Origin of the sequence: Aeromonas sp. QDB54, assembly GCF_027707385.1 — a bacterium.
Lineage (GTDB): Bacteria > Pseudomonadota > Gammaproteobacteria > Enterobacterales > Aeromonadaceae > Aeromonas > Aeromonas hydrophila.
Map to the genome: position 1 here is coordinate 169,847 of NZ_JAPCIT010000004.1, position 21,670 is coordinate 191,516.

Annotated in this window: 21 protein-coding genes; 14 read left to right on the forward strand and 7 right to left on the reverse strand. The window is 63.1% G+C overall.

Features of this window, described 5'->3' with window-relative positions:
• Window position 1: 1 nt before the first annotated feature.
• Window positions 2-562, reverse strand: a complete 561-nt coding sequence (locus PG881_RS05630; protein WP_270798532.1) for a peptide-methionine (S)-S-oxide reductase — start codon at window positions 560-562, stop codon at window positions 2-4.
• Between the two features lie 51 nt (window positions 563-613).
• On the opposite strand from PG881_RS05630, the gene PG881_RS05635 reads away from it, so the two are divergent.
• The 8 genes from PG881_RS05635 (at window position 614) to mltB (ending at window position 9,393) form a co-directional block, all read left to right on the forward strand.
• Window positions 614-1,288: a DUF1499 domain-containing protein gene (locus tag PG881_RS05635; protein WP_270798536.1), complete on the forward strand. Its 675-nt coding sequence runs from the start codon at window positions 614-616 to the stop codon at window positions 1,286-1,288.
• An 11-nt stretch (window positions 1,289-1,299) separates the two neighbouring features.
• Entirely contained in the window at window positions 1,300-1,881 is a 582-nt protein-coding gene (locus PG881_RS05640) for a carboxymuconolactone decarboxylase family protein (RefSeq protein ID WP_270798538.1), read from the forward strand.
• Entirely contained in the window at window positions 1,881-4,034 is a 2,154-nt protein-coding gene (locus tag PG881_RS05645; RefSeq protein ID WP_270798540.1) for an FAD-dependent oxidoreductase, read from the forward strand. The genes PG881_RS05640 and PG881_RS05645 overlap by 1 nt, the downstream gene beginning before the upstream one ends.
• Window positions 4,035-4,054: 20 nt before the next feature.
• Window positions 4,055-5,239 (forward strand): ABC transporter substrate-binding protein, encoded by a 1,185-nt coding sequence (locus PG881_RS05650; RefSeq protein WP_270798543.1) that lies wholly within the window; start codon window positions 4,055-4,057, stop codon window positions 5,237-5,239.
• Window positions 5,239-6,915, forward strand: coding sequence for an ABC transporter permease (locus PG881_RS05655; RefSeq protein WP_270798546.1), 1,677 nt, complete (start codon window positions 5,239-5,241; stop codon window positions 6,913-6,915). The genes PG881_RS05650 and PG881_RS05655 overlap by 1 nt, the downstream gene beginning before the upstream one ends.
• Window positions 6,916-6,938: 23 nt before the next feature.
• Complete coding sequence (locus tag PG881_RS05660) at window positions 6,939-7,577, forward strand: ATP-binding cassette domain-containing protein (RefSeq protein ID WP_270798548.1); 639 nt, start codon at window positions 6,939-6,941, stop codon at window positions 7,575-7,577.
• Window positions 7,578-7,591: 14 nt separating this feature from the next.
• Window positions 7,592-8,194 (forward strand): CDP-alcohol phosphatidyltransferase family protein, encoded by a 603-nt coding sequence (locus PG881_RS05665; protein WP_085735257.1) that lies wholly within the window; start codon window positions 7,592-7,594, stop codon window positions 8,192-8,194.
• A gap of 95 nt (window positions 8,195-8,289) precedes the next feature.
• The gene (gene mltB / locus PG881_RS05670) at window positions 8,290-9,393 is read left to right on the forward strand and encodes a lytic murein transglycosylase B (protein WP_011705439.1); all 1,104 of its coding nucleotides are present in this window, start codon (window positions 8,290-8,292) and stop codon (window positions 9,391-9,393) included.
• Window positions 9,394-9,437: 44 nt separating this feature from the next.
• Here the strand turns inward: mltB and PG881_RS05675 are convergent, their stop codons facing one another.
• Window positions 9,438-9,920 carry a MarR family winged helix-turn-helix transcriptional regulator gene (locus PG881_RS05675; RefSeq protein WP_270798551.1) on the reverse strand — a complete coding sequence of 161 codons (483 nt, stop codon included), beginning with the start codon at window positions 9,918-9,920 and terminating at the stop codon, window positions 9,438-9,440.
• Between the two features lie 96 nt (window positions 9,921-10,016).
• Between PG881_RS05675 and PG881_RS05680 the strand changes: the two genes are divergently transcribed.
• Window positions 10,017-10,898, forward strand: coding sequence for a DMT family transporter (locus PG881_RS05680; protein ID WP_270798553.1), 882 nt, complete (start codon window positions 10,017-10,019; stop codon window positions 10,896-10,898).
• Between the two features lie 85 nt (window positions 10,899-10,983).
• Here the strand turns inward: PG881_RS05680 and pgm are convergent, their stop codons facing one another.
• Together pgm and seqA are read right to left on the reverse strand one after the other, a co-directional pair.
• Window positions 10,984-12,633, reverse strand: a complete 1,650-nt coding sequence (pgm, locus tag PG881_RS05685; RefSeq protein WP_270798555.1) for a phosphoglucomutase (alpha-D-glucose-1,6-bisphosphate-dependent) — start codon at window positions 12,631-12,633, stop codon at window positions 10,984-10,986.
• A 57-nt stretch (window positions 12,634-12,690) separates the two neighbouring features.
• On the reverse strand, window positions 12,691-13,200 hold the full coding sequence (gene seqA, locus PG881_RS05690; protein ID WP_270798557.1) for a replication initiation negative regulator SeqA: 510 nt from the start codon (window positions 13,198-13,200) through the stop codon (window positions 12,691-12,693).
• A gap of 292 nt (window positions 13,201-13,492) precedes the next feature.
• Here seqA and PG881_RS05695 point away from each other — a divergent pair, with 292 nt between their 5' ends.
• Genes PG881_RS05695 through fldA form a run of 4 tightly spaced genes read left to right on the forward strand, consistent with a single transcriptional unit; the run spans window position 13,493 to window position 15,415 of the window.
• Window positions 13,493-14,257: an alpha/beta fold hydrolase gene (locus PG881_RS05695; RefSeq protein ID WP_270798685.1), complete on the forward strand. Its 765-nt coding sequence runs from the start codon at window positions 13,493-13,495 to the stop codon at window positions 14,255-14,257.
• A 55-nt stretch (window positions 14,258-14,312) separates the two neighbouring features.
• A complete protein-coding gene (locus PG881_RS05700) occupies window positions 14,313-14,534 on the forward strand; it encodes a DUF2788 domain-containing protein (RefSeq protein WP_011705431.1) in 222 nt (73 codons plus the stop codon).
• 20 nt (window positions 14,535-14,554) lie between these two features.
• Window positions 14,555-14,851 (forward strand): LexA regulated protein, encoded by a 297-nt coding sequence (ybfE, locus tag PG881_RS05705; RefSeq protein ID WP_270798559.1) that lies wholly within the window; start codon window positions 14,555-14,557, stop codon window positions 14,849-14,851.
• A gap of 39 nt (window positions 14,852-14,890) precedes the next feature.
• Window positions 14,891-15,415, forward strand: coding sequence for a flavodoxin FldA (gene fldA, locus PG881_RS05710; RefSeq protein ID WP_011705429.1), 525 nt, complete (start codon window positions 14,891-14,893; stop codon window positions 15,413-15,415).
• Between the two features lie 60 nt (window positions 15,416-15,475).
• Here the strand turns inward: fldA and PG881_RS05715 are convergent, their stop codons facing one another.
• A complete protein-coding gene (locus tag PG881_RS05715; RefSeq protein WP_016350215.1) occupies window positions 15,476-15,958 on the reverse strand; it encodes a DUF4442 domain-containing protein in 483 nt (160 codons plus the stop codon).
• Window positions 15,959-16,202: 244 nt separating this feature from the next.
• Here PG881_RS05715 and fur point away from each other — a divergent pair, with 244 nt between their 5' ends.
• Window positions 16,203-16,631 carry a ferric iron uptake transcriptional regulator gene (gene fur / locus PG881_RS05720; protein ID WP_011705427.1) on the forward strand — a complete coding sequence of 143 codons (429 nt, stop codon included), beginning with the start codon at window positions 16,203-16,205 and terminating at the stop codon, window positions 16,629-16,631.
• A 245-nt stretch (window positions 16,632-16,876) separates the two neighbouring features.
• Here the strand turns inward: fur and glnS are convergent, their stop codons facing one another.
• Both glnS and PG881_RS05730 read right to left on the reverse strand, forming a co-directional pair.
• Entirely contained in the window at window positions 16,877-18,538 is a 1,662-nt protein-coding gene (gene glnS, locus PG881_RS05725; protein ID WP_039213175.1) for a glutamine--tRNA ligase, read from the reverse strand.
• Window positions 18,539-18,885: 347 nt separating this feature from the next.
• Window positions 18,886-21,549, reverse strand: coding sequence for a beta-N-acetylhexosaminidase (locus PG881_RS05730; RefSeq protein WP_270798561.1), 2,664 nt, complete (start codon window positions 21,547-21,549; stop codon window positions 18,886-18,888).
• Window positions 21,550-21,670 lie beyond the last annotated feature (121 nt).

Sequence of the window (21,670 nt, forward strand, 5' to 3'; positions counted from 1 at the left end):
TTCAGGGTTCTGGGGTCAGCTCCACCGGCCAGCCGCCGCAGCGGCGGGCATAGAAGCCGAAACGCCAGGGATGGCGCGCCGCCCAGTCCTCCATCTCCGGCGCCGGGGTGAACCGGCTCTGCGGCCAGAGTGCGACCCGGCTCGGCCGCCCGTGCAGCGCCTGCCAACGCGTCAGGCTTACCTGGGCCAAGCGCCACTGATAGTCATCCTTTGGCAGCAGGGCCGGCGCAAATGCCAGCCCCCGATTGCAATACTGGCCCTCGCCATCGCGCCCATCCACCAGCTGCCAGAACAGGTTGAGCAGATCGCCATACCCCACCTTGACCGGGTCATAGTCGATGCGCACCGCCTGGCGCCGCGGCGGCACTTCCCGCCAGCTCGACCCCGTCGCCGCCAGCTGACTGACGTAGCCCGGCTCCACCCGGCTGACCCCGGGCAGGGTCTCGTAGACGGCTTCGGCGCGCCACATGTCCCCCGCCGCCAGCACGGCGCTGTCCGCCCACAGCGGAACGCTTGGGAAAAGCAGCAGGATTGAGATAAATTTACTAACGTTATCAGTCAATTAAGTTTATCCTTCTGGGCACTTGTCCATCATAACCAGTGGATCCCCGTTATGCCCAGATATTTGTGGTGGCCGCTTCTGGCCTGGTTGCTGCCGCTCGCCGGCGCCCTCGGCAGCCGTGTTCACCTCTGGCCCTGGTGGCTGGGGTTTGCCATCTGCCTGCTCGGGGCCCTCGTCTCCCTCGTCTTGCTGGCTCGCCTGCCCTGGTCTCGCAGCCGCTGCGCCAATGGTTGGGGCGCCGCGCCACTGCTGTTGCCCCTGGCCTTTGTGGTGCAGGCGCTGCGCACGCCGCTGGTCAACGATGTGAGCACGGATCCCAACAACCCACCCCAGCTGCACTGGGCCAGCGAGCTCAGAACGGCGCAGGATCTGCCGATTAATCCGGCCCCCTTGAAAACAGTTGAGGGGAAACCCGGTCCTCTCTTTACCAGCGCCTCCCCGGTCGAGGTGATCACCGAGGCCCACGCCCTGATGGAGCAGCTCGGCTGGCAGGTGCGACCAAGCCCGGAAGGGCTCGAGGCAGTGATCACCACCGGCTGGTTCGGTTTTCAGGATGACGTGGCGCTGCGGGTCTTTGCCGGGCCCAAGGAGACCCGTATCGACATGCGCTCCGCCTCCCGTCAGGGGCAGAGCGACCTGGGCACCAACCGGGCCCGCATAGAGGAGTTTCTGATCCGCCTCAACGAGCGGCTGGGTCAGGCCTACAAACCCAACTTGAAGCAATAAGAAGGTCATCCATGCGCGTCGAGGTCAAGCCCGATCGGGAATATGCCTGGTTCATCCGCCCCTTTTTCTGGCTGCAACAGCACAACTACGGCCAGGTGCTCATTCCCGGCAAGTGCTGGGGCCGCTCGCCGCGCCTGTTTGCCGCCGTCGCCACCCTCTATGGCGTCATCAACCGCAAGCGCTCCCCCATCGACCCCGTGCTGCGCTCCCTGGTGACGGTGCGGGTTTCCCAGCTCAACTGGTGCCGCTTTTGCGTCGACATCAACGCCATGACCCTCATCAAGCGCGCAGGCTCCAGCGAGAAGGTGGAGGCGCTCGCCAACTGGCGCGAAAGCCCGCTGTTCGACGAGCGGGAGCGGGCCGTGCTCGACTACACCGAGGCGATGACGGGCCTCGATGGAGTCAGCGATGAGCAGGCTGCCCGCCTCAAACCCTGGTTTGACGACGACGCCATGGTGGAGCTCACCGGCCTCATCGCCTTCCAGAACATGTCGGCCAAGTTCAACGCCGCCCTCGATATTGCCCCGCAGGGCTTCTGCCAGTTGCCGGTGCAGCCAGTGCGTCCGGCCCAGCCGGATAACAAGGACGCCTGATGAGCGGCTCCCGCCTGCTGCTGGTGCTGGTGATGGGCTGCCTCATCGGCGCCTTTTTCGCCTTCGACCTTGGCCACTACCTGAGCCTGCCCCAGCTGCAGGCCCGTCAGGCCGAACTGGCCGCCCTGGTCGACCGCCATTTCGTCAGCGCCACCCTGCTGTTCGTCGCCGTCTATGTGGTGAGCACGGCTCTCTCCCTGCCCGGTGCCAGCCTGCTCACCCTGGCCGGCAGCGCCGTGTTTGGCGTTGCCTGGGGGCTGCTGCTGGTCTCCTTTGCCAGCAGCATTGGCGCGACCCTGGCCTTTCTCAGCGCCCGCTTTCTGCTGCGCGACTGGGTCGAGCGGCGCTTTGGCGACAAGCTGGCCAGCTTGCAGGCCGGCATGAAGAAAGAGGGGGCGCTTTATCTGCTGAGCCTGCGCCTCATCCCCATCTTCCCCTTCTTTCTGGTCAACCTGCTGATGGGGCTCACCCCCATCAGAGTCAGCACCTACTACTGGGTGAGCCAGCTCGGCATGCTGCCCGGCACCTTCGTCTACGTGCTGGCGGGCAGCGAGCTCGCCAACCTCACCAGCACCGGCAATATCCTCTCCCCCGGTCTGATGGTGGCGCTGACCCTGCTCGGGCTGATGCCGATGCTGCTCAAGGGCCTGCAGCGGCGCCTCGCCCTGCATCGGCTGCACGCCCCCTACCGCAAGCCAAAACACTATGACTACAACCTGCTGGTGATTGGCGCCGGGGCCGGCGGTCTGGTCACCAGCTATATCGCCGCGGCGGTGAAGGCCAAGGTGGCGCTCATCGAGAAGCACAAGATGGGGGGCGATTGCCTCAACAGCGGCTGCGTCCCCTCCAAGGCGCTGATCCGAAGCAGCCGCTTTGCCGCCGAGCAGCGTCGGGCCAGTGAACTGGGCTTTGGCCCAAGCCAGACCAGCGCCGATTTCGCTGCCGTGATGGAGCGGGTCGCCCGCGTCATCAAGGAGGTCGAACCCCACGATTCGGTAGAGCGCTATCAGGGGCTGGGGGTGGAGTGCATCGAAGGGGAGGCGCGGCTGGTCTCCCCCTGGGAGGTGGAGGTGAACGGCCAGCGCCTTGCCAGCCGCCATATCGTGCTCGCCACCGGCGCCCGGCCGCTGGTGCCCACGCTGCCGGGCCTTGAGCAGGTGCCCTGGCTCACCTCCGACACCCTCTGGCAACTGCGCACTGCGCCGCGCCAGCTGCTGGTGCTGGGCGGCGGCCCCATAGGCTGCGAGCTGGTCCAGAGTTTTGCCCTGCTTGGGGTGCCCGTTACCCTGGTAGAGCTCTCGGATCAGCTGTTGCCCCGTGAAGAACGGGAAGTGGCCGAGCTGCTGGCGGAACAGCTGGCCCGCGATGGCGTGCGGGTGCTCACCGGCTGGCGCGCCGAGCGAGCCGACTATCTGCCCGCAGCCGAGGGAGATCTGCCCATCCGGCTGCAACTGCGCCGGGGCGACGAGATACAAACCATTGCAGGGGATCAGCTGCTGCTGGCGCTGGGCCGGGTCGCCAACGTCAGCGGCTTCGGGCTCGAAGCGCTGGGGGTGGAGCTGGCCCCGCGCGGCACGGTTGCAGTTGATGGCTTCCTCGCTACCAACTACCCCAGCATTCTGGCGGTGGGGGACGTAGCGGGCCCTTACCAGCTTACCCATGCCGCCGCCCATCAGGGCTGGTATGCCGCAATCAATGCCCTGTTCAGCCCGTTCAAGCGCTTTCGGGCCGACTATCGGGTCATACCGGCCGCCATCTATACCACCCCAGAAATAGCCCGGGTCGGCCTCAATCAGAAAGAGGCCAGGGCGCAGGGCATCCCCTTCGAGCTGACCCGCTTCGAGCTGGCCGAGCTGGACAGGGCCATCGCCGACGGCGAGCGCCAGGGCTTTATCGAGGTGCTCACCGTACCCGGCAAGGATCAGATCCTGGGTGCCACCCTGGTGGGCACTCACGCCGGCGAGCGGATCGCCGAGTTCGTGCTCGCCATGCGCCATCGCCTCGGCCTAGGCAAGATCCTCGCCACCATCCACGCCTACCCCACCCTGATGGAGGGGAACAAGTATGTGGCGGGCGAGTGGCGACGGGCCCGTCAGCCCGCCACCCTGCTGGCGCTGCTGACCCGTTATCACCGCTGGCGCCGCGGCGCCTGACCCAACTCCAGGTAACCCAGATGCGATACTCATTGCCCTCGTTCAAACAGCTGTTGCGCGCCCTGCCTCTGCTGGCAGGCAGCCTCCTCTTTACCCAGGCCAACGCCGCCGACAACCCGCAGTGGCAGCAGACCCTCGAGGAGGCCAAGGGGCAGACCGTCTACTTCAATGCCTGGGGCGGCAGCCCGGAGATCAACGCCTATCTGGTGTGGGCCGGCCAGGAGCTGGCACGCGAATACCAGGTCAAACTGGTGCAGGTGAAGGTGGACGATATCGCCCAGAGCGTCAGCCAGCTGCTGGCCAACAAGCAGGCCGGCAAGCGCAGTGGCGGCCCCATCGACCTGCTCTGGGTCAACGGCGAGAACTTCAAGGCGCTCAAGGAGCAGGGGCTGCTCGGCGCCCCCTTTACCCGTGAGCTGCCCAACATGGCGCTGGTCGACGGCGCCCTGCCGGTGAGTGAGGACTTCACCGTGCCGGTGGAGGGGCTGGAAGCCCCCTGGGGCATCGGCCAGCTCAACCTGATGGTCAACGGCGAAGAGGTCAAACAGCTGCCCACCTCGGCGGCGGCCCTGCTCGCCTGGACCAAGGCCCACCCCGGCCGCTTCACCTACCCCAAGCCGCCCCAGTTTCACGGCTCCAGCTTTCTCAAGCAGATCTTGCTGGAGCTGACGCCGGACCCCGCCCCCCTCTATCGGGAGGCGACCGAGAGCGATTTTGCCAAAGTTACCACCCCGCTCTGGGCCTGGCTGGATGAGCTGCACCCGACACTCTGGCGCAAGGGCAAGCTGTTCCCCACCAGCGCCGCCGAGACCCGCCAGCTGCTCGATGACGGCGAGCTGGCGATGGCCATCAGCTTCAACCCGCAAGAGGCGCAGAGTTCGGTACAAAATGGCACCTTGCCCCCCAGCGTGATGGCGGTGGCCATGGCGAAAGGGGCGCTCACCAACAGCCATTTCCTCGCCATCCCCTTCAACGCCAACGCCCGTGCCGGCGCCAAGGTGGTGGCCAACTTCCTGCTGAGCCCCGCCGCCCAGGCGCGCAAGGCCGAGCCCGCCTTCTGGGGCGACCCCAGCGTGCTGCGCGCCGATGCCCTGCCCGCCACCCAGCAACCGGTGCCGGCACTGCGCTTCAAATCGGTGGCAGAGCCCCATCCCAGCTGGCAGCTCAGGCTCGAAGCGGCCTGGGCCGAGCGCTACGGCCACTGATGAGCCGCTTTGGCAGCTCTGCATCCGCTTGGCGCCCCCTGTTCGCCGCCGGGTGCTCCCTGGTTTTTGGCCTGCCGCTGCTGGCGGGGGGCTGGCAACTGCTGGCTGAGGGGCTGAATCAGGCCCATCTGCAACGGCTGCTGGCCCAACCGGGCTTCTGGCACTCGGCGCTGCTGAGCCTGTGGATTGGCGCCGCCTCGACCCTCACCAGCCTGCTGCTGACCGCCCTGCTGCTGGCCCACAGCGACAGCCGGGCCTTCGGCTGGCTGCGCCGGTTGCTCTCGCCCTTGCTGGCGCTGCCCCACGTCGCCTTTGCCATCGGCTTTGCCTTTCTGCTCGCCCCCTCCGGCTGGCTGCTGCGCCTGCTCTCGCCGACCCTCACCGGGTTCGAGCTGCCCCCCGACTGGCAGACCCTGCGCGATCCCGCCGGGCTCGGGCTCATTCTTGCCTTGACCCTCAAGGAGACCCCCTTCCTGCTGCTGATGGCACTCGGTGCGCAAGAGCCCGCCAGGGTGGCACGCCAGCAGTGGCTGGGGGCGAGTCTGGGTTTCAGTATCCCCCAGATCTGGTGGCGCCTGCTGCTGCCGGCACTGTGGCCCGCCCTGCGTCTGCCCCTCTACGCGGTGGCCTCCTACGGGGTAGCCGTAGTGGATCTGGCCCAGCTGCTCGGGCCCGATGCCCCCGCCCCGCTGGCCGTTCGCCTGTGGCTCTGGTATCAGGATCCGGATCTGGTCTGGCGCGGCGCCACCGCCAGCGGCGCCCTGCTGCTGCTCGCCATCACGGCGCTGCTGCTGGCCCTGTTGCGGTTGCTGGAGCTGGCGCATAGAGCCCTTGGCAAACCCGGCTGGCTCGATGGCAGACGATCAGCCCCAAGCGCTCTTGGCCGCACCCTTGCCACCGGCAGCGTGATGACGCTGATCGTCCTCAATCTGACGGTACTGGGAGCGCTGCTGCTCTGGTCGCTGACCCGGCGCTGGCCCTTTCCCGCCCTCTGGCCAAGCCAGTGGAGCGGCCGCCATTGGCTCGACCTGCTGCCGACCCTGTCGCCGCTGTTGACCACCAGCATCCTGCTGGCGCTGGCGAGCGGGGCGATAGCGCTGGTGATGGCGGTGCTGAGCCTGGAGGCGCAGGCCGGCCGCCGCCCCTGGCCGCTCTGGCTTATCTGCCTGCCGCTGCTGCTGCCGCAGGCCAGCCTGCTGTTTGGCATTCGGCTGGGAGTGGACTGGTTCAGCCTCGGGTGGGGGGGCGATGGCATCGGCTGGGGCTGGGTACTCTGGAGCCAGCTGCTGTTTGTCCTTCCCTACGTCTATTTGTGCCTGCACGGACCCTATCGCCAGTTCGACGCGCGGCTCACCCAGAGCGCCCTGCTGCTTGGGGCAACCCCGTGGCGAGCCTGGTGGCAGGTGAAAGGGCCGCAGCTGGCGCGTCCGCTGTTGTTTGCCTTCGGCGTCGGAGCCGCTGTGAGTCTGGCCCAATACCTGCCGACCCTGCTGTTTGGCGCAGGCCGGGTGGTCACCATCACCACCGAGGCGGTGGCCATCGGCAGCGGTCTCAACCGGCGGCTGGCGTGCCTCTACGGCCTGCTGCAACTGCTGCTGCCACTCGTTATCTATCTGCTGGCGCTCTGGCTGCCGGCCCGACTAAACCCGGCGCTCAAAGGGAGCGGCTCACGATGAACTCTCATGTTGGAAATAGCCATATGCTGAGCACCACGCCTCTTCACCTCTATCTGGAGGAAAACCTGCTGCTCTCGCTGCCCGCCCTGCAGGTGGCGCCAGGCGAGGTGCTGACCCTGATGGGCCCCAGCGGCTGTGGCAAGAGCTCGCTGTTGGCGGCGCTGGCGGGGGTGCTGCCCGCAAGCGGCCCGCTCCGGCTGGAGGGGAACGTGACCCTAGGCGCACGCCGGCTCACCCAGCTGCCGCCCCAGGCGCGGCGCATCGGCATGCTGTTTCAGGATGATCTGCTGTTCGACCACCTGACGGTGGCCGAGAACCTGATGTTCGGCATGCCGGCCAGCGTGAAGGGGCACAGGGCGCGGCGGGAAAAGGCAGTGACCGCGCTGGCGCAGGTGGATCTGACAAGTCAGGCGGACAAGCTGCCGGAGGCGCTCTCCGGCGGCCAGAAGGCTCGCGTCAGCCTGCTGCGGGCGCTGCTGGCCGAGCCCGAGGCATTGTTGTTGGACGAGCCCTTCTCCCGCCTCGACAAGCCGCTGCGGGCCGCCTTTCGCGAACTGGTGTTCGCGCAGATCAAGGTGCTGGCCATCCCCGCCATTCTGGTGACCCACGACGCAGACGACGCGCCGGGCACCATACTCCAACTCACCGAATCCCGTTTTTGACCGAGGAGTGCACCTTGTTTGACCGCCACCTGATCCCCGTTATCCGCAGCCCCCTCACCCGGCTCGCCAGACCGCTCTGCCGCGCCGGGATCAGCGCCAACCAGGTAAGCCTCACCGGCTTTGCCATCGGCATGCTGGCGTTGCCGCTGCTGGCCTTTGGCTGCTATCAGTGGGCGCTGGCGGCCATCCTGTTCAACCGGCTGCTGGACGGGCTCGATGGCGCCGTGGCGCGGGAAACCGGCATCACCGACTGCGGCGGCTTTCTCGACATCACGCTGGATTTCATCTTCTACGCCGCCGTGGTGCTGGGCTTTGCCCTCGCCGCCCCCGCCAATGCGCTGCCCGCCGCCACCCTGCTGTTTGCCTTCATGGGCACAGGGTCGAGCTTTCTGGCATTTGCCATCATGGCCGGCAAGCGGGGCATCGACAATCCGGTCTATCACCACAAGTCCCTCTACTATCTGGGCGGCCTCACCGAGGGGAGCGAGACCATCGCCCTGTTCGTGCTGATGTGCCTGTGGCCCGCCGCCTTCGCCCCGCTCGCCTACGGCTTTGCCCTGCTCTGCGCCATCACCACCCTGACCCGGCTCTGGAGCGGTTACCACACCCTGCGTTGAGGCAGGATGGCAGGAGGGGGCCGCTACGGAACACTTGCGCATGGACGACAATGTTTTACCATGGCGACACTCTTTTTCAGGCTCATGAGAACCTTATGCGTCGCCTTGTCTCCGTGCTCACCCTCTCCCTGTTTCCCATGCTCTATGGCTGCAGCAGCACGCCGGCTGCCAAGCCCGTGGTCAAGCCCCAGCCCAACAGCGCCTTCATCAACCAGACGCCGCCGAGCAAACCCTTCTACGGGCAGGTGAGCCAGCCGGGTGTCAGCAAGGGGGACTTCGCCAATCGCGCCAACGTGGACAACTTCGTGCAGCGGATGGTGCAAAAACACGGCTTCGACGGCGCCGAGCTGCACCGGGTGCTGGCCCAGGCCGAGCGCTACGACTGGATCATCCGCCTGATGGATGCCCAGGCCCCCACCACCACGCCGCCCACCGGCCCGACCGGCGCCTGGAATCGCTACCGCGCCAAGTTCATCACCCCGGACAACGTGCAGAACGGCGTCAGCTTCTGGCGTGAGTACGAGAACGAGCTCAACCGTGCCCAGCAGGTGTATGGGGTGCCGCCGGAGATCATTGTCGGCATCATAGGCGTGGAGACCCGCTGGGGCCGGGTGATGGGCAAGACCCGCATCCTGGATGCGCTGGCGACCCTGGCGTTCGACTACCCGCGCCGGGCCGAGTTCTTCACCAGCGAGCTGGAATCCTTCCTGGTGATGACCCGCGACGAGGGGATGGATCCCACCGAACCCAAGGGCTCCTACGCCGGCGCCATGGGTTACGGCCAGTTCATGCCCTCCAGCTTCCAGCGCTACGCGGTGGACTTCAACGGCAACGGCCACACCAACCTGTGGGACCCGGTGGATGCCATCGGCAGCGTGGCCAACTACTTCAAGGCCCACGGCTGGGAGAAGGGGCAACCGGTGGCGGTGCGCGGGCAGGGCCAGCTGCCCGGTTACGAGCACGGCTTCCAGACCCGCTACCCGGTCGCTTCCCTGCGCCGCGCCGGGTTGACTCCCACCAGCACCCTCGGCAACCACAGCGAGGCGAGCCTGCTGCGCCTGGATGTGGGCACCGGCTATCAGTACTGGTACGGCCTGCCCAACTTCTACACCATCACCCGCTACAACCACAGCACCCACTACGCCATGGCGGTGTGGCAGCTGGGGCTGGCGGTGAAGGATGCCCGCGGCGGTTACTGAGCCAGGCATACAGCCAACAAAAACGGGCCCGCAGGCCCGTTTTTTTATTCGTTTTCCAGCAACCAGCGCTTGAGCAGGGCGGCCAGCTGGTTCTGCTCGGCCAGGGTCAATGGTGCCAGCAGGCGCCGCTCGTTGGCCACGTGCCGCTCCACCGCCCGGTCAACCAGTTCCCGACCCGCGTCAGTCAGGCAGACCAGCAGGCTGCGCCGATCGCTCGGGGCCGCCTGGCGTTCTACCAAGCCTCGCTCTGCCAGTTTGTCGAGCCGGGCTGTCATGGCCCCCGAGCTCAACATGGCGGATTGATAGAGCACGGTCGGGGTGAGCGGTTCGCCGGCCCGGCGCAGGGTCGCCAGAATGTCGAAGTCGCTGCCGAGCAGGCCGCACTCCTTGAGCTCCTCGCTCACCTCCCGTCCGGCGATCGCCGCCATTCGCGCCACCCGTCCCAGCACGCCCATGGGAGAGCAGTCGAGATCCGGTCGCTGCCGGGCCCACTGGGCCAACAGCAGGTCTACATGATCTGATTCCATCTTCGGCCACTTATCTTTTTATCGAGATACTTGATGGTAAACCAATTTGAGGCTAATTTATCTTTTCTTAAAGATACTTCATAAAGAGACAAGTTCATGCCCATGCTGATCGCCCTGCTGGCCCCCCTGCTCTGGGGCAGCACCTATGCCGTCGTCAGCCTCTCTCTGACCGACTACTCCCCCTACTGGGTGGCGGTGTGGCGGGCATTGCCGGCCGGGTTGCTCCTGTTGCTGGTACGCCCGCGCCTGCCGCCCCTGCCCTGGGGCAAACAGTGTCTGCTGGCGTTTTGCAACATCGCTGCGTTTTTTGCTCTGCTGTTCGTGGCCGCCTTCCGGCTGCCCGGGGCCGTGGCGGGCACCCTGGGTGCCACCCTGCCGCTGGTCCTGATGTTGCTGGCCTGGTTGCAAGATGGCGTCAGGCCATCCCTGAAATGGCTGCTGCTGGGCCTGATGGGGCTGGGCGGGGTCTTGCTACTGCTCAACCCTTCCGCCAATCTGGACCCTGTCGGCGTCACCTGTGCCCTGCTGGCGACCCTGCTCATCGGCCAGTCCAGCCGCTGGATGCAGCGCTGGCCGGTCAGCGATCTGCTGGCGCTGACCGCCTGGCAACTGCTGCTGGGCGGCCTGATGCTGATCCCGCTCGCCTGGTGGCTGGCCGGCCCCATGCCGCTGCCGCAGCCGGCAAGCGCTCCCGGCCTGCTCTGGCTGATCCTGCTCAACACGGCGCTGGCCTACTGGGCCTGGCTATGGGGGCTCAAGCGCCACGGCCCGGAGGTGATGGGCATGCTGGCCCTCACCAACCCCATGGTGGCGGTCTCCTGCGGTGTGCTGATGGTGGGGGAAACGCTGGATGCTCGCCAATGGCTCGGCATCGGGGTGATCCTGCTCTCCCTGTTCCTGATGAAGCTGCCGGCCCGCCACTTCTTCAAGCGCTGGCAGGCCCGCCGGGCGAGCACCGGTCAGTGCGGCAGGCCGTGAGCACGACCCATTCAACTCAAGCGCAATAAAAAAAGAGGAGCCATCAAGGCTCCTCTTTCACATTCCGCAGGTGTTTGAGTCGAACTCAGACCCCGGCCTTGGCCAGGGCGGCGGAGACGATCTGCTGGGCTTCCTGCTGGATGAGGTCCAGGTGTGCCTCGCCCTTGAAGCTCTCCATGTAGATCTTGTAGATGGACTCGGTGCCGGAGGGGCGCGCCGCGAACCAGCCGTTCTCGGTCACCACCTTGAGGCCGCCGATGGCGGCATCGTTGCCCGGTGCCTTGGTCAGCTTGGCGATGATGGGCTCACCGGCCAGGGTGGAGGCTTCCACCAGCGCCGGATCCAGCTTGGAGAGCACCGCCTTCTGGGCGCTGTTGGCCGGGGCATCGATGCGACGATAGCTGGAGCGACCGAACTTGGCTTCCAGTGCGTCGTAGTGGGCCTGCGGATCCTTGCCGGTCACCGCCAAAATTTCCGCCGCCAGCAGCGCCAGGATGAAGCCATCCTTATCGGTGGTCCAGACGGTGCCGTCTTTGCGCAGGAAGGAGGCGCCCGCGCTCTCCTCGCCGCCAAAGCCGAACTCGCCGCTATAGAGGCCATCCACGAACCACTTGAAGCCGACCGGCACCTCTTTGAGGGTACGGCCAATCTCGCCGGCAACCCGGTCGATCATGGAGGAAGAGACCAGCGTCTTGCCGACGGCTGCATCGGCAGACCAGCCGGTGCGATGGGTAAACAGATACTGGATTGCCACCGCCAAGTAGTGGTTCGGGTTCATCAGGCCAGACTTGGTAACGATGCCGTGACGGTCGTAGTCAGGGTCGTTGCCAAGGGCGATGTCGAACTTGTCCTTGAGAGCAATCAGGCTGGCCATGGCGAACGGGCTGGAGCAGTCCATCCGGATCTTGCCGTCTTTATCCAGGGTCATGAAGGAGAAGGTCGGGTCGACCTTGTAGTTCACCACCTCGATGTTCAGGCCATAGGTCTTGGCGATGACGTCCCAGTAGGCGACGCCGGAGCCGCCCAGCGGATCGACACCGATCTTGATGCCCGCTTGCTTGATGGCATCCATGTCCAGCACGTTCTTCAGGTCATCCACATAGGGAGTCACATAGTCGTGCAGGGCCACGAACGGGCTCTTGAGGGCCTCGGCGAACGCCATGCGCTTCACGCCGGCCAGACCCGCTTCCAGAATCGCGTTGGCGCGATCCTCCACCCACTTGGTGATCTCCCCTTCAGCGGGGCCGCCATGGGGCGGGTTGTATTTGAAGCCACCGTCTTCCGGCGGGTTGTGGGACGGGGTGATCACCACGCCGTCAGCACGGGCAGCCGGTTTGCCTGCATTGTGGCGCAGAATGGCGTGAGAGATGACCGGGGTCGGGGTGAAGCCGAGACCGGCCTGAATGCGGGTCTCGACGCCGTTGGCCGCCAGCACTTCCACCGCGCTGGCAAAGGCGGATTCAGAGAGGGCGTGGGTATCCATGCCGACAAACAGCGGGCCCGTGATGCCGGCCTGCTGGCGATACTCCACCAGCGCCTGGGTCACCGCCAGGATGTGGGATTCGGTGAAGGCGTTGTGCAGGGCGCTACCGCGGTGACCGGAGGTGCCAAAGGCAACCCGCTGCTCGGGGCGGCTCATGTCGGGCTTGTTGAGGTAGTAGGCGCTGACCAGACGGGGGATGTTGGTCAGGTCGCTCAAACGGGCCGGCTGACCGGCGTGGGAATGCTGTGCCATGGCGTTGTCCTTGCTTGATGGCGGCCTTGCCCGGCAAGGCCTGAGTCTGATGAACCGTTAAATTGCGCCGCACACCCGGGCGATCACCTCGTCGCCATAGCCCATGCTGGTCATCAGCTGGGCCACCATGTTTTGCTTGCGACTGGTGTTGGTATTGGTGATCACCCAGAACGGGGTCTCCGGCACCGGCTTGGGCTTGGTGGTGCTGCCGCTGGCGCGCAGGGCATCGGGATCCCGCGAGAAATAGACGCGCTTGCGCCCCTTGATTTCGGTGGCCTGGGTAAACCCGACCGGGTCATCCCGGTAGAGGGTACTGAGCACCTGCATGAAGCGGTTGATAGACTTCTCTTCTTTTTGCAGCTCGCCAGAGTCGAGCAGCGCCTCCAGCCCCATGGCATCGGCCACAGTGTGCGGCTGGGCCGTCGTCACCGGTTCGGCAACCGGCGCAGCCTGGTTGGCGGGCTGTTCCAGCAGGCGGCGCAGGATATCGGAGGCACTCTCGCCGATGTGCCGGGTCTGGCTGGCGATATAGAAGTAGAGATCGTCATCAAGCTCGATGGTTTTCATAGGGATGCGCTGGACTCGTCGAAATTCGGATGCGGCGATTATACATAGGCAAACCCGGCAGCCCAAGCAAGGGGCGGACAGATGTGCATGAATCTCATCGAGAATACGGCATAATAGCGGGCCAAGTGTGTGATCCGTCGCACTGATAGCCGATCTGGCAGACTTTTTTTAGAAAAAAAACCACACTTTTTTGCTCCACAATGAGTGAAATCCTTTTCTTTCCAGTGTGTTAAATCACAACGAATAACGCACTCACGACCGACAAGGTGTCATTTTGCAACAAAACCCATTATTGAACTTCAAGGAGCAGGGCCAGGGCCAGCCCGTCGTGCTGATCCACGGGCTGTTTGGCAGTCTGGACAACCTCGGCCTGCTGGCGCGCCCGCTGAGCGAACAATACCGGGTCATCAGCATCGATCTGCGCAACCACGGCGCCTCCTTTCACTCCGACGAGATGAGCTACCCGGCCCAGGCCGCCGATCTGCTCGCCCTGCTGGATCGGCTCGGGTTTGAGCAGGTGGCCATCGTGGGTCACTCCATGGGGGGCAAGGTGGGCATGCAGCTGGCGAAGCTCGCGCCAACGCGCGTTGCCAAGCTGGTGGTAGCCGATATCGCGCCGGTCGCCTACCCCCACGCCCGCCACCAGAATGTGTTCGCCGGCCTCAACGCCACCCTCCAACTCGCTCCGCAAAGCCGCAGCGAGGCGGAAGCCATCCTGGCGCAGCACATCGAGATCGCCGGCGTACGCCAGTTCCTGCTCAAGTCGTTTGCCAAAGCCGGGCACGGCTGGGGCTGGCGCTTCAACGTCCCGGCCCTTGAGCGCAACTACACCAACATCATGGGCTGGCCCGATGCACAGAGCCGTTTCGAGGGCCCTGCGCTGTTCATCAAGGGGGGGGATTCCGATTACATGCAGCCTGAACATACCGAGACGGTGATGGCGCAATTTCCCGCAGCCAAGGCCCGGGTCATCGCCGGTACCGGTCACTGGCTGCACGCGGAAAAGCCGATTTTGTTCAACAAACTGGTTGTGGATTTCCTGTCGACAGGCGGTTAACAGTTTCAAATCCTTTGTGATATAGTGCGCCCGTCATAAGGAGTGTGCGCAATCCATGCTAAGTGAACATATCGACCTGATTGAGAGTCTGGGCCTGAAGTTATTCTTTGTGGCCATTTTCGTATTGATTGGCCTGGCCATTCAGGACGTGCTCAAACGCGGCAACGTGCCCCGTTTTGGCCGACTCATCGTCTGGTTGGTACTCTTCCTGGGTTGTGCAGGTTTTGTCGCCAAGGGGCTGATCGAACTGGGCTGGGAAGGCTCAGGCATCGGCTAACTTATTTTCATCTGTGATGTATGGCCAAACAGCAAACTGATCGAACAACACTGGATCTGTTCGCAAATGAGAAGCGCCCCGGCAGGCCAAAGACCAACCCACTCCCCCGCGAGACCCAGCTCAAGATCAACAAGCGCAACCAGCTCAAGCGCGATCGGGAGAACGGTTTGAAGCGGGTAGAGTTAAAGGTGGAGGCCGAGTTGCTGGAACGCCTGAACCAACTTGCGTTACAACAGAACATCAGCCGAGCCGAGCTGATCCAATCTATCCTGAAGCAACAGATTGAGTCTGCACATGCTGCAGGTATCACAATCTGACCGTTAAGCATTAACACCAGATACGGGTAACTAAACACTATGGCTAGTGTAGGTCTGTTTTTCGGCAGCGATACCGGTAATACCGAAGCTGTCGCCAAGATGATCCAGAAAGAACTGGGCAAACAACTGATTGAAGTCCGTGACATTGCCAAGAGCAGCAAGGCCGACATCGACAGCTTCGATCTGCTGATGTTCGGTATCCCGACTTGGTACTATGGCGAAGCCCAGGCCGACTGGGACGACTTTTTCCCCGAGCTGGAAGAGATCGACTTCACCAACAAGCTGGTCGCCATCTTCGGATGCGGCGATCAGGAAGACTATGCCGAGTACTTCCTCGACGCCATGGGCACCCTGCGTGACATCGTCGAAGCCAAAGGCGCCATCGTCATCGGCAATTGGCCAACCGCCGGCTACGAATTCGAAGCCTCCAAGGCACTGGTGGACGACAAGCACTTCGTGGGTCTGGGCATCGACGAAGATCGCCAGCCGGAGCTGACCGCCGAGCGCGTCAAGGGCTGGTGCAAGCAGCTGCACGAAGAGATGTGCCTGGCCGAGCTGGAGTGATCTAGGCTCGCCAGCCTCTCTGACAACAAGGGCCCCGCGGGGCCCTTGTTGTTTTCTGGCTCATGCTCTCTCGCCACTTCGGTGCTCCGGTTTGGCCCGCACATAGAGGGTGCGCTTGACCTGGGCCACCAGCTCGCCGCTCTGATCCTGCACCGTCACTTCGAACTCGGGGAAGTGCTTGTCTCCCCCGTCGGTCGCCGCCACGATGGCAGCCAGCTTGCCGTCGGTCAGGTTGAATTCGGCCACCAGCTTGCCCTTGCCCGGCTTGATGTAGTTGATGCTGCCCGCTTTGTCCCAGACGTAATAGCGGTTCTTGAAATAGCCCATCAGCATCAGTGGATAGATGGGATCGGTCATCGCAAACATGCTGCCACCAAACTGGGTACGGTTGGCGTTCTTGTTCCACCAGCGGGACTTGAGGGTGACCCGGCAGAAGCGAAAATCATCGCTCAATGTCTCTATCTTGATGCCGGCGCCCCAGAAGGGAGGCCAGGCGTTGAGGGCGCGGCGCACCCAGGCCGCATTGTCAAAAAGCCAATCCATGGATCTCATCCGACCAGACAGTGAAGAAGGTTACATTTTATCAACATTCACCAAACGAGCAAGCCATCGCGAGAATCCGTCCAATTCCGCCGGATGGCGCCATCTGCGCTAAAGCCCTTGAATTACTGGGTTTATTTTTAGGTGAGCTACGACCTATAATGACAGGCCAAGCGAGTTCGTGGTTGCCATTCCAGCGGCAGTCAATCAGAATAACCACACCTTCGAGAATGCGAATAAATAGAATATGGCAGACAACAACCAAGCGTTAAAAAAGGCCGGGCTCAAGATCACCTTGCCCCGTGTCAAAATCCTGGAAATCCTGCAACAGCCGGACTGCCAGCACACCAGTGCGGAAGATCTGTACAAACGACTGATCGACCAGGGTGAAGAGATTGGTCTCGCTACCGTATATCGCGTTCTCAACCAGTTTGATGATGCCGGTATTGTTACCCGTCACCACTTCGAAGGGGGCAAGTCGGTGTTCGAACTGGCCACCCAGGAACACCACGACCACCTGGTCTGCCTCGACTGCGGCAAGGTGATCGAGTTCTCCGACGAGGTGATCGAGCAGCGCCAGCGCGATATCGCCCAGCAGCACAACATCCGGCTGACCAATCACAGCCTCTATCTGTACGGCCACTGCGCCGCCGGCGAGTGCAAGCACGAAGATTGACCCGCCAGGCAGAGACAATAAAAAAAGCCAGCATCACGCTGGCTTTTTTGTGTCCGTCATTTAGAACCCGGTTAGGGTCTTGCTCCGAGGCCGTGCTCAAGGCTCATCTGCTGCTCAAAGCCCTCACGTATCTCTATACGCGCCGGTTCCTGTGCGGCTTCACCTTGCTGACAACCTCTCGTCACGGATCGTAAACAGGCTCCCAGATCAAGAAAGGGCAGGGTCTCCCCTGCCCTCTTCTGTTATCAGGCCTCGGCCTTGCCCCACACGTCGCGCAGGGCCACGGTGCGGTTGAACACCAGATGCTCCGGGCTGGAGAGCTTGTTGTCGGCGCAGAAGTAACCTTCACGCTCGAACTGGTAAGCCTGCTCCGGCTTGGCGTTCTTCAAGGAGGCCTCGACGCGGGCGCCCTCAATGATCACCAGGGAGTCCGGGTTCAGGGCCGCTTCGAAGTCCTCTTCGGCGCCCGGGTTCGGCACCTTGAACAGACGGTCGTAGAGGCGCACTTCGGCCGGCAGGGAGTGAGTGGCGCTGACCCAGTGGATCACCCCTTTCACCTTGCGGCCATCGGCCGGATCCTTGCCCAGGGTCTCGGGATCGTAGGAGCAGTAGATGCAGGTGACCTTGCCATCGGCATCCTTCTCGACCCGCTCGGCCTTGATGACGTAGGCATTGCGCAGGCGCACTTCCTTGCCCAGCACCAGTCGCTTGAACTGCTTGTTGGCTTCTTCTTTGAAGTCTGCTTCATCGATGAGGATCTCGCGGGTGAAGTTCAGCTCGCGGGTGCCCATCTCGGCGTTGTTCGGGTGGGCCGGGGCGGTCAGCACTTCGTCGGCGGCCAGGTTCTCGATGACCACCTTGACCGGGTGCAGCACAGCCATGGCGCGCGGGGCGTTCTCGTTGAGATCTTCGCGGATGCAGGCTTCCAGCATGCTCATCTCGACGATGTTGTCCTGCTTGGTCACGCCGATGCGCTTGCAGAACTCGCGGATGGAGGCCGGAGTGTAGCCACGACGACGCAGACCGGAGACGGTCAGCATGCGAGGATCGTCCCAACCGTCCACGTGCTTCTCGGTCACCAGCAGGTTCAGCTTGCGCTTGGACATGACGGTGTATTCGAGGTTCAGCCGGGAGAACTCGTACTGACGGGGGTGGCAGTCGATGGTGATGTTGTCCAGCACCCAGTCGTACAGGCGACGGTTGTCCTGGAACTCCAGCGTACAGATGGAGTGGGTGATCCCTTCCAGGGCGTCCGAGATGCAGTGAGTGAAGTCATACATCGGGTAGATGCACCACTTGTCACCGGTCTGGTGGTGGTGGGCAAACTTGATGCGGTAGATAACCGGATCACGCATCACCATGAAGGGGGATGCCATGTCGATCTTGGCGCGCAGGCAGGCGGCGCCTTCGGCAAACTCGCCGTTCTTCATCTTCTCGAACAGGGCCAAGTTCTCGGCCACCGAACGATCGCGGAACGGGCTGTTCTTGCCCGGCGCAGTCAAGGTGCCACGGTATTCGCGCATCTGCTCGGCAGAGAGTTCGTCCACGTAGGCCAGGCCCTTCTCGATGAGCTCGATGGCATAGCCGTGCAGCTTGTCGAAATAGTCGGAGGAGTAGCAGATCTCGCCATTCCACTGGAAGCCGAGCCACTGCACGTCCTGCTTGATGGACTCAACGTACTCGATATCTTCCTTCACCGGGTTGGTGTCGTCGAAGCGCAGGTTGCACTGGCCCTGGTAGTCGCGGGCGATGCCGAAGTTCAGGCAGATGGACTTGGCGTGACCGATATGGAGATAACCGTTCGGCTCGGGCGGAAAACGGGTATGCACGCTGCTGTGCTTACCGCTGGCCAGATCTTCATCAATGATCTGACGAATAAAGTTAGTTGGGCTGTTCGCCTGACTCATGGCTCACCTCAAAAATGCGTCACTGGCGGAAGTTGTGCCGGCTGGCACCCTCATCCCCCCGCCGTCAAGCCGGATATGATCCCTCATTACGCGCCCTGTCTCAACCTGAATTTGCCCGTTTCGGGGTACTGGCACCGCAAAACAACACGTACTGGGGCCGGTTTGACTGACTGGCGAAAAAAAAGACCCCGCACGAGGCGGGGTTCAAGGTGATGAAAAACAAAAACAGACAATACACACACACAACAAAGGCTCACACGCACAGTCAACCTTTCCCAAGCCCGATGGCCATCGCCCTTGGGAAAGGCGGGTCTTGCGACCCACCTTGCGTTATGGATTGAGGACTATCAGTTCAGCTCGGTGACGCGGCTGGTGCGCTTGCCATCGAAGCTGGTGGTACGCAGGTAGACCTTGCCATCCACGGTCGGCTTGGCGGCAGCGTCGTAGGCGCTCCAGCTCTTGCCATCCAGGCTGTACTGGATGGGCAGACCCGGCAGATCCACGTTCGCTTCCAGCACGCCGTTCACCACCTTGGCACCCGGTACGGAGAGGCGGTATTCCACCCCGGCCTGGTCCAGTTTCGGCAGCACGCGCTGACCCAGTACGTTGGCGAACTGGTTCCACTCCTTGTTTAGGGTGGCCTTGTTGACGAACTTGGTGGTGCCGGAGAACTCGCGGTTCTTCACGTAGTTGAGCTCGAAGCCGCCCTTGTGCCAGGCACGCTCGGCCATGGAGAAGATGCGCGGGTAGACCATGTACTCGTATTGCGCGTCGGTACGCACGGTTTCGCTCCACTGCTGACCGGAGATCCCCTTGAACTTGACCGGATCCTGGTCACCCTTGGCCACGAAGGCGTTGCCGTCGCGGTCAACCGAGGTCTCGGCGTTCTGCGGCAGGTTTTCCGGGGCGAAGGCGAATACCTTGCGGGTGTCGTTGAAGCGGGTGGCCCAGTAGTAGCCGCGCTCGGCCGGGTGTACCTCGTTCGGGAAGTCGAAGTAGAGGTAATCCGGGTTGGAGAGCACCACGTCATAGCCCTTGTGCGCCCACTTCATCGCTTCGTTGAAGCCACCCCAGTAGAGGGTTTCCCAGAAGTTGACCCGGGTCTTGTCGGTGGCAAACACGCTGGCATCCTTCGCGTACTTCAGACCATCTTCCCACGCCTGCAGAGTGGAGAAGCCGTGGCCCTTGACCATTTCGCTCACTTCCTTGGCGAAGTAGACCGGCAGCTCGGCCACGTCCTTGATCTTGCCATCGTCGATCATCTTCTGGCACATCGGAGACTTGCCGAACGGCTTGTCCTGCTTGCTGGAGTCGACGTTGCCCTTCCAGGCGACCAGCTCTTCTTTCTTGGTGACGGCCGGATCCTGGTAACCACCGCCCTGCATGATGTTCTTCGCCTCGTCACCACCGTAGTGCCAGGCGGTCAGCGGCTGGCCGGCGGCCTGGTGCATCTGGGCCACTTCGTCCATCACCTTGGCCACGAAAGTGGCGGCGCCCGGCTGGCAGGGGTTGATGAAGGACATCTTGTCGTAGAACTGTACCGAGGTGACGTTGGAGGTATCGGCCGGGTCAGTCAGACGGAACTGGTTGGCTTCGGTCTCTTTACCTTCAGCCATCAGACGCTTGTAACGCGCTTCCATGGAGACCACGGCGGCACGGGCGTGCGCCGGCATGTTGATCTCGGGGATCACTGTCACACCGCGGGCCTTGGCATAGCGTACCAGGTCGATGTAGTCGGCCTTGCTGTAGAAACCGGAACCCTGGTTGTCGCTGGTCGGACCGGAGCCCAGCTGCGGCATCAGGCACTTGGTTTCCGACTCGTCGTGGCAACGCTGGCTGCCGACGTCGGTCAGCTCCGGCAGGCCCGGGATCTCCAGACGCCAGCCTTCATCGTTGGTCAGCCCCAGGTGCAGCACGTTGAGCTTCATGGCGGACATCTGGTCAACCAGCTTCTTCAGGGTTTCTGGGCTTCTGAAGTGACGGGCCACGTCGGTCTGCATGCCACGGTATTCAAAGCGCGGCGCATCTTCGACATGCATCTGGCTGACCAGCTTGTCGTTGACCCCCAGGAGGGAGATCAGGGACTGGGCCCCCCAGAAGGCGCCTTCGATGTCATGCCCCTGCACCACAGTGCCTTTCTGGCCGATGGTCATGTCGTAGCCTTCGGCCTGCTTGAGCTTGCTGCCAAGCTTGATGGTCACTGGGTAGCCGGTGTCGGAGAGGGTAACACCCAGCTTGGTCAGTTGAGCCTTCAGGGCTTCGGCGCGATCGCTCGGCAGGTCCAGGGCATTGAGCTTGATGGTGGAGAAGTCGACCTGCGGGCCGGCCTTGACAACCTGCTTCATCGGGGTCGGCAGGATCTGGTTGTCGACCTTGCCAGCCGGCAGCAAGGTGCTGGTCTGGTTGGCGGCGAAACGGGTTTCGCTGTTCATCAGGATGTTGTTGTCATCCTTGGTGCGCTTCCAGCCGTCGGCCGGCATCGGCTTCTCGTAGGTGGTGGCATCGTCGATGTTGCTCATGCTGGCCAGCACTTTCGGCTCGGCCCCTTCGCTGGCGACATACCAGTTCGGCATGATGTCAGATTCGAACAGTACCCAGTACTCCACCACCAGCGGCACTTCGACCGTGGCATCCTTGGCAAAGCCCTGGAACTTCTCGGTCGGCGTCAAACGATAAAGGTCGCCGGTCAGGTGGGTAATGGTGAACTGATCGTTGTCCACCCGCTGGATGCGGCGGATGGAGGATACATAGATGCTCCAGTCTTTGGAGGTGACGTCAGCACCGGTATTGGTCAGGTGCAGCTTGGCAACGCCACAGCTCGCCCACTCGGAGCCCAGCGCCTGGCAGTCGAGGCCGGCGCCGGCACCGTCGTTGGTGACGACTTCGTACTTGACGACGAGGTTGCTGGCGAGGGCGTCGACCACGGCTTGCTTGGCGGCATCGGCTGCCTGTACCTGGCTGACGAAAACGGTAGACATGGCAATGGCTAACAGAGAATGTTTCAAGTTCATAACTGCTGCTCTCATTTGAAGTAAAGGTTGGATTTTCTTGGCTTTTTTTATATGGGGCCCCGAGGCGGGGCCCTTAGTTATGTCAACAATGGACTTAGACTTGAGGCGAGCTTGGCGCCCG